The following is a 3,559-nucleotide window of genomic DNA, read 5'->3' on the forward strand; positions in this document are numbered from 1 at the left end:
GTGAGAAAAATATCCTTGCTTAACGGTTAAACATTAGGTTTAATGAATAGATAATAAACGCTGAGCAATGCAGGGATAGCTTAGATACGATAGACACGCCAATGAAATTGGTTTGATATCACTTAGGCCATAAAAAACAAATTCCCATAGCATAAACAACACCAACTCTATACACCGAGCAGGTAGCGCCTCAGTCCAACAAGCGATTATGCAACACAAACTGCGTGTCGCATAAATACTAAAATGTTATATATAAACCCCTGATTAGGCACACCAACTAACAAAGTCTATTTTAGTAAAGGAATTTCAATGCAAAACAATCTTAATATACGAGGAGAGCCAATCCAGAGTGTATATAGTGAATTTAAGCAAGGTAAGTATATTGTTAACCGTCGTTATCAAAGGAAGCTTGTATGGACATTACCAGAAAAACAGAAGTTTATTGACTCTCTTTTGAATCAGTATCCTGTTCCTCTATTTCTTGGGGTGATCTTGGATCACGCATCAAAAGGGCGTTGTTTTGAAATATTAGATGGGATGCAACGATTAGATGCAATAACATCATATATAGACGGTGACTTTCATGTTGGTGGAAAATATTTTGATCTATCCGTAGTTGCTGAAACCAATCGTTTGCTAGAGTCAGGCAAGTTAACGCAAAAAGAGCCAAAACTAGATTTTGAATCATGTAAAGTATTACTTAACTATCCGCTACCAATCTCAACATCCAACTACACATCTAATGATAGCGTTGATGAAACGTTCAGAAGAATTAACACTGGCGGTGTTCGCTTGTCTAGGCAGGAAGTTCGCCAAGCTGGTGTTATTTCAGATTTCTCACAATTAGTAAGGAAATGTGCGATATATATTAGAGGAGACATGTCGCATACTGATATTGTAGAGTTAGATAAAATGAGAGCTATAAGCCTAACCAAAGAAGATCTAGGCTATGGTATTAATATCAAGGATACTTTCTGGAATAAAAACCACATTCTTACAGTAGAAAACATATTAGCATCTCGAGATGAAGAATTGGTTTCTCATGTAATTCTCCATATATTGCTTGGCTCTGACAGCCAAACATCCTCTAAGTTTTTAGATGAAGCATATTCTGAAGGAGCTGATGCTAGCAGAAAAGTAAATGATGCGATTTTAAAGTATGGTTTTGATGCTCTTTATAAACAGTTTTGTTTTACGTTTGACGAACTAACGAAAGTAATTAATGAGTTTCCTGCTGAATACCATACGCATTTGTACAAAGGAAAGCCTAGCAAAGTACAAGGTTCTTACCAAGTTCTATTTATTTCGTTTCATAATCTACTTCTCAAAGAAAATAAAAAAATTCAAAACTATAGGGCTTTAGCCGAGCAATTAAGACACGTAGCCACAGACTGTATGGGTGCTTTAAATGGAGACTACAAGTGGCTCACTAGAGACCGGACTAAAATGGTTAAAGCTGTATGTGGCGTTGTAAATTCTCAGTTTATTGCGAGAGAAGGCTTGGATGTTTCGTCGCAGTCATGGGTGGAAAATTTAGAAAATATCTTAAATCAGTCAAAAACTGAAAGTGTTTGTTATGATTTTAAAATTGGACTACATCCATTGTTTGGAGACTGTTCATTTAATGACAAACTAACTTCGAAAATAGTTAAAACACTGACGGCTATGGCAAACTCTCATGCTGGTGAGAACTATGTGATTCTAGGTGTTGCAGATAGTAAAGAAGATGCATTTAAGCATGAGAAAAAATATGAAATAGCCCCTAGGAGTTATGGAGATTTTTACATTACAGGTATAGGGAGCGAAGCACAGCAACACCACAAAGATATAGATGCCTATCAACAAAAGTTACAGCAAGTTTTGGAAAATCAACCTATTGATGAAAAAACGAAGCGTTTAATCCAGCGGAATGTTGTTTTCTTTAAGTATTATGAAAAGGACGTTGTAATGTTAAAAATCATACGTGGTGATTCACCAATTAAGTATGACGGAAAAATATACGTAAGAAAGTTGGCAAATACGGATCCGAATCCTATTGATAATGACAAAGAATTTGAGTTCTTTAAAGAATTTATGGAGCAGTCTAAAAGGTACCCATACAATTGATATATAATAATCAAAGGCAGTCGGACGCATAAATGCGAAGTTCACTTAATACAGCCGATGACCTAAAACGTTTTTGTCCAAATCCTAATCAGTAATACATCCACTATCCTCATAGTGACTTTTAAATAGGAGGTCACTATGAAACCAGAACTAAACCACAATGCTACTGGTGTGAAACGCCCTTTTAAGCTTGAAGAGATTTGGCGTATTCGCACTCGAATTGAAATTCAAAACGTAAGCGTATGGCTAACGACACCTAGCCTTGCTTAATATTCCAAGGTAATAGCGGTTCAAGGTCACCGGGCTGCTCAGCAAGGTGCTGTAAGCACGTTGATATGTAGTCATGCACTACAAGATCATTTGCCTTTGCGGTTTCAACAAGGCTATAGAGTATGGCGCTGGCATGCGCGCCATTGCAGGTATTTGAGAACAGCCAGTTTTTCCGCCCTATTACGAATGGTTTTATGGCTCGCTCTGCTCGGTTATTATCAATACTGAGCCTGCCATCTTCGAGGTAACAAAGATGCCACCCACTCTAAAGTTTGTATTTTTTATATTTTGCACTAACTTTTAATTAGTGCGAAAAATAAACAAGGTGTCCTATGGCTATCGCAAGAAAGCGTCAAATAAGCTTGGTTGATACAAAATACTATCATTGCATTTCTCGCTGTGTACGCCGAGCATTTTTATGCGGTGAAGACCGCTTTACAGGGAAGTCTTATGAGTACCGCAGAGGGTGGGTTGAAGAGAAACTACTGAGTCTAGCCAAGGTATTTTGTATTGATGTGTGTGCTTATGCAGTAATGAGTAACCACACGCACTTAGTGCTCTATGTTGATGATAAAAAAGCAAAGAGGCTGAATGATAAAGCCATTATTATCCGCTGGCATAAACTCTGTAAGGGCACTTTGCTTACTCAAAAATACATGCAAGGTGAAAAGCTAAGTAAAACAGAGCGCATATTTTTTAACCAAACGGTTGAGCAATATCGAGAGCGCTTAGCAAGCATCAGTTGGTTTATGCGACTATTAAATGAAGACATTGCGCGTAAAGCTAATAAAGAAGATGGTTGTACAGGCCGATTCTGGGAGGGAAGATTCAAATCACACGCATTATTAGATGAAGCCGCCATAGCTGCTTGCATGGCTTATGTCGATTTAAACCCCATCAGAGCCAAAATGGCGAATATCCCTGAAGAGTCAGCCTGCGTATTCTCATGACTTTGATCACCGATTCTCATCAGCTTTGATCACCTGATTTATCATTTTGTAGAGCCGTTTTTAAATTAGCTTAACTGATCATCATCAGTCAATTTATTTAACTGTTTTCGTATCGATTCTCCTTTTAAGTTCAACTTAATCGAACCATGAATTAGCCTATCTAAAATGGCGTCAGCATGGGTTGATTCTCCGATCATCTCATGCCAGTTTTCCTGCGGGAGCTGACTTATTAT

General features: G+C 37.8%; 3 protein-coding genes and 2 pseudogenes. 3 read left to right on the plus strand and 2 right to left on the minus strand.

All coding sequences use genetic code 11. The features are described 5' to 3' along the window. The first annotated feature begins 309 nt into the window (after positions 1–309). Together ADS77_RS20945 and ADS77_RS20950 are read left to right on the plus strand one after the other, a co-directional pair. On the plus strand, positions 310–2,106 hold the full coding sequence (locus tag ADS77_RS20945; RefSeq protein WP_054456164.1) for a DUF262 domain-containing protein: 1,797 nt from the start codon (positions 310–312) through the stop codon (positions 2,104–2,106). Positions 2,107–2,244: 138 nt separating this feature from the next. Beyond that, positions 2,245–2,376: a hypothetical protein gene (locus tag ADS77_RS20950; RefSeq protein WP_054456167.1), complete on the plus strand. Its 132-nt coding sequence runs from the start codon at positions 2,245–2,247 to the stop codon at positions 2,374–2,376. Here the strand turns inward: ADS77_RS20950 and ADS77_RS21890 are convergent. After that, positions 2,363–2,623 (minus strand): annotated as a pseudogene (locus ADS77_RS21890) (transposase); the annotation flags it as partial. The gene ADS77_RS20950 and the pseudogene ADS77_RS21890 overlap by 14 nt on opposite strands. An 85-nt stretch (positions 2,624–2,708) precedes the next feature. On the opposite strand from ADS77_RS21890, the pseudogene ADS77_RS20955 reads away from it, so the two are divergent. Next, positions 2,709–3,308, plus strand: a pseudogene (locus ADS77_RS20955) (transposase); the annotation flags it as partial. An 83-nt stretch (positions 3,309–3,391) separates the two neighbouring features. Here the strand turns inward: ADS77_RS20955 and ADS77_RS20960 are convergent. Further along, positions 3,392–3,559, minus strand: a 168-nt coding sequence (locus ADS77_RS20960) for an ATP-binding protein (protein ID WP_161803895.1), incomplete at its 5' end; no start/stop codon positions are given.

The organism is Pseudoalteromonas porphyrae (assembly GCF_001298125.1).
Classification (GTDB): domain Bacteria; phylum Pseudomonadota; class Gammaproteobacteria; order Enterobacterales; family Alteromonadaceae; genus Pseudoalteromonas; species Pseudoalteromonas neustonica.

Bases quoted from the DNA above. Each gene is read 5' to 3' on its own strand.
- ADS77_RS20945 (WP_054456164.1), top strand. From the start codon at position 310: ATGCAAAACAATCTTAATATACGAGGAGAGCCAATCCAGAGTGTATAT.
- ADS77_RS20950 (WP_054456167.1), top strand. From the start codon at position 2,245: ATGAAACCAGAACTAAACCACAATGCTACTGGTGTGAAACGCCCTTTT.